The 4,297-nt window shown below is 62.0% G+C and carries 2 protein-coding genes and 1 pseudogene; 2 read left to right on the forward strand and 1 reads right to left on the reverse strand.

Features of this window, described 5'->3' with window-relative positions:
• A partial coding sequence (locus J0I64_RS01250) for an esterase-like activity of phytase family protein (protein ID WP_291405631.1) occupies positions 1–386 on the forward strand: 386 nt, incomplete at its 5' end.
• 187 nt (positions 387–573) lie between these two features.
• Here the strand turns inward: J0I64_RS01250 and secA are convergent.
• Positions 574–3,276, reverse strand: a pseudogene (gene secA / locus J0I64_RS01255) (preprotein translocase subunit SecA).
• Positions 3,277–3,676: 400 nt separating this feature from the next.
• On the opposite strand from secA, the gene J0I64_RS01260 reads away from it, so the two are divergent.
• Positions 3,677–4,297: peptidylprolyl isomerase (locus J0I64_RS01260; RefSeq protein ID WP_291405633.1), on the forward strand; the 621-nt coding region annotated here is incomplete at its 3' end.

Raw genomic sequence — 4,297 nt, forward strand, 5'->3', positions numbered from 1 at the left:
AAGAAGCGCTCGATGAAAACGGCAACCATCGCGGCCATTTCCTCGGCCAGAACGACAGGGGTCCGGTGGCCTATGTCAACTCGCCGATCGTCAACCCCACCGACTGCGCCTTCCTGCCCAATGGCGACCTGCTCGTCCTCGAACGCGGCGTCGCCCTCTTCAGCTTCGTGATGAACCTGCGCCGCGTGCCGGCCGCCGAGGTCCGCCCCGGCAACCTCATGCGCGGCGAACTGCTGCTCGCGGCCGAAGGCGCCGAGATCGACAATATGGAATCGCTCATGGTGCACGTCACCCCCGGCGGCGAGACGCGCATCCTCATGGGCTCCGACAACAACTTCAACGACTGGCAGCGGCAGCTGCTGCTGGAGTTTTCGTTGGCTGAGTAGACCTTAGGCTACCAACCTCCAGCCCCTCCGCCCCATCGTCATTGCCGGGTTCATCCCGGCAATCCATCTCACCTCCCCACATGGACCACCGGGACAGGCCCGGTGGTGACGACGATTTGTAGGTTGTGGGGAAAACAAAAAGGGCCCCGGAAATCCCGGAGCCCCAAATCCCAAAAGCTCAAAAAGATCAGACAAACGCGCCGTGGCAGTGCTTGACCTTCTTGCCCGAACCGCAGGGGCAAGGCGCATTGCGCGACAGGCCCACCAGCAGTTTCGGATCAAGCGGGGCCAGCGCGCCCTCGTCGGAATCATCGCCCACCGCGTCGTTCTCGCCCGTCACCGGGTCGATATGCGTGGTGGCCAGCAGCGCCGGGTCGATCGCCGGGGGCGGCTCGGGCGGACGCATCTGGATTTCGATATGGCCCATCTGCGTGGTCACGAGTTCGCGCAGGTTTCCGAGCAGGGCCTGGAACAGCTCATAGGCTTCCTGCTTGTATTCGTTCAGCGGATCGCGCTGGGCGATACCGCGCCAACCGACGACCTTGGAGAGGTGGTCGAGCATGACGAGGTGCTCGCGCCACAGGCCATCGATCGACTGCAGCAGGATGGATTTTTCCACCTGGCGCATCACCTGGCCATACTTCTCGTTCTTGGCGGCAATGACGCCGTCGGCGGCATCGCGGATACGGGTTTCGACGGTTTCGGCGTCGATACCCTCTTCCTTGGCCCAGTCGCCTACGGGAGCGGTGACGTTGAGATAGGTTTTCGCCGCAGCTTCAAGCTGCTCGGTGTTCCACTGCTCGGGATAGGAGCGCGTCGGAATGGCCTTGCTGACGATATTGTCGACGACGTCATGGCGCATCTCGGCGACGGTCTCGCTGACGTCCTCTTCGTCCATGAATTCGAGACGCTGTTCGAAGATCACCTTGCGCTGATCGTTCATCACGTCGTCGTACTTCAGGATGTTCTTGCGGATGTCGAAGTTGCGCGCCTCGACCTTGCCCTGGGCGCGTTCGATCGCCTTGGTGACCCACGGATGGGTGATGCTTTCGCCCTGCTCGAGACCGAGCTTGCCCAGCATGGAATCCATCGAATCCACGGGGAAGATGCGCATCAGGTCGTCCTGCAGCGACAGGTAGAATTTCGAGTGGCCAGGGTCACCCTGACGACCCGAACGGCCACGCAGCTGGTTGTCGATACAACGCGATTCATGGCGTTAGGTGCCGATCACCATCAGGCCGCCGGCAGCCAGCGCCTTCTGCTTTTCGTCGGCGATCTTGGCCTTGATCTCAGCGATCTTGGCGTCGCGGGCATCACCCTCGAGTTCCTTGGCTTCGCGCTCGATGCGCATTTCAAGGTTACCGCCGAGCTGAATGTCGGTACCACGACCGGCCATGTTGGTCGCGATGGTGATCGCGCCCGGCAGGCCCGCATCGGCCACGATGAAAGCTTCCTGCTCGTGGTGACGAGCATTGAGCACGTTCATCTGCCCGACGTTCTTCTTGCGAAGGATGTCCGCCAGCATTTCCGACTTTTCAATGGACGTCGTGCCGACGAGCACCGGCTGGCCGCGCTCCTGGCATTCCTTGATCAGTTCGGCGATGGCATCGAACTTTTCCGCCGCCGTGCGATAGATCGCATCGTCTTCGTCGATACGCTGCACCGGCAGGTTGGTCGGGATGGTGACGACACCAAGACTATAGATGTCGGCAAACTCTTCCGCTTCAGTCGCTGCCGTACCGGTCATGCCGGCGAGCTTTTCATAAAGACGGAAGTAGTTCTGGAAGGTGATGGAAGCCAGCGTCTGGTTTTCAGACTGGATTTTTACGCCTTCCTTGGCCTCCAGCGCCTGGTGCAGGCCTTCCGAGTAGCGGCGGCCCGGCATCATGCGGCCGGAGAATTCGTCGATGATCACCACCTCGCCGCCTTCCGGCGTATCGCGGGTGATGTAGTCCTTGTCCTTGCGGAAAAGCTTGTGGGCGCGCAGCGCGGAATTGGCGTGGTGCACCAGCGCGACGTTTTCCACGTCATACATGGACGCGCTCTTGAGAAGACCCGCCTCGGCAAGCGCAGCTTCGAGCTTTTCGACGCCCTGGTCGGTAAAGGTCGCGGCTCGGTGCTTTTCGTCGAGTTCGAAATCGCCCTCGCCGATGATCGGCATCAGCGAGTCGATCTTGATGTAAAGCTCGGAGCGATCTTCGGACGGGCCGGAAATGATCAGCGGCGTACGGGCTTCGTCGACGAGAATGGAGTCCACTTCGTCGACGATGGCGAAGGCATGACCGCGCTGCACCATCTGGGCGCGCGAATACTTCATATTGTCGCGCAGATAGTCGAAGCCGAATTCGTTATTGGTGCCGTAGGTGATGTCCGCGGCGTAGGAATCGCGGCGCTGCTGGTCGGTCAGGCCATGCACGATGATGCCGGTGGAAAGACCAAGGAAATTGTAGATCTGCCCCATCCAGCCAGCGTCGCGGCGGGCGAGGTAGTCGTTGACGGTCACGACGTGCACGCCCTTGCCGGCGAGCGCGTTGAGATAGACCGCGAGGGTCGCAACCAGCGTCTTGCCTTCACCGGTGCGCATTTCGGCGATGGCGCGGTCGTTGAGCACCATGCCGCCGATGAGCTGCACGTCGAAGTGACGCATGCCGAGCACGCGCTTGGAGGCTTCGCGCACGGTCGCAAAGGCCGGCACGATCAGGTCGTCGATCTTGGCGCCCTTTTCGATCTGGGCCTTGAAGTCGGCGGTGCGGGCCCGAAGCTCGTCATCGCTCAGTTTGGCCAGTTCCGGCTCCAGCGCATTGATCGCAGCGACCTTGCCCTGATAGCGCTTGACCTGCCGATCCGACGGCGATCCGAAAATCCGCCGGGCGAGCGCAGCTAGAGCCATTCGTGTCATCCTTCAAATTCTGTGGCGTGGCGAAAGGGGCGGGCGGCTAGCACTTGGGGCGCCTATCGGCCCATCACGCCTCGTCACAACTCTGGGAGGGGCCTTTTGGCTCCCCGTGTGGATTGATCCGTGGAGGACAAAGGCCCGATCGGCAACCATGCTCCACGCTTTGAAAAAGCGGCTGAGATGTAAGAGTGAGGGGGTGTCTTGTCAATGTTGGCGAAATCGGCGACACCTTCCGACCACGGCGGACAAGGCGAGGCTTTGCGCGGCCGAAAGGTGCCCCAAACCGGCACAATTTGGCCCCCTTATTGTGTGAGGCAGAGCCCACTTTGGGCCCCGCGGCCCCGTATGATCATGCCCGGCCCTCCCGGACCGGCCAAGGAGATCCAGGACGTTCATGATGAAGTTTTCTTCGCGCCTGCTGCGCACCATCTGCCTTGCCGCGCTGATTGGCGCCGCGCCGACCCTTGGCGTCATCGCCCAGGAAGCCCCGGCCCCGGCGGCAGCTCCCGCAGCGGCAACGCCTGAAACCGTGGTTGCAACCGTCGGCAACGAAACGATCACCGAGGCCGATCTCAACTTTGCCGCTGAAGACCTGGCCCAGGACCTGGCCCAGATGCCGGCTCAGGAACGCCGCGCCTTCCTGCTGCGCGTTCTCATTGACATGAAGGTGATGGCGGGCGCCGCCAAGACCGCCGGCATGGACCAGACCCCGCTCTTTGCCCAGCGCCTCAACTATCTCAAGGAGCGCGCCCTGCGCCGCGCCTATTTCGCTGACGCTATTGCCGCGCAGGTGACCGAGGAAGCCGTCCGCAAGGAATATGACGCTTTCGTCGCCCAGTTTAAGCCGCAGGAAGAAATCCACGCCCGCCACATCCTGGTCGAGACCAAGGAAGAGGCTGACGCGATCGAAGCCGAACTCAAGGCCGGCGGCGATTTCGCTACCATCGCCCAGGAAAAGTCGATCGACCCCGGTTCAGGCGCCAATGGCGGCGACCTCGGCTTCTTTGGCAAGGGC

Source organism: Devosia sp. (assembly GCF_017307565.1).
Taxonomy (GTDB): Bacteria; Pseudomonadota; Alphaproteobacteria; order Rhizobiales; family Devosiaceae; genus Devosia.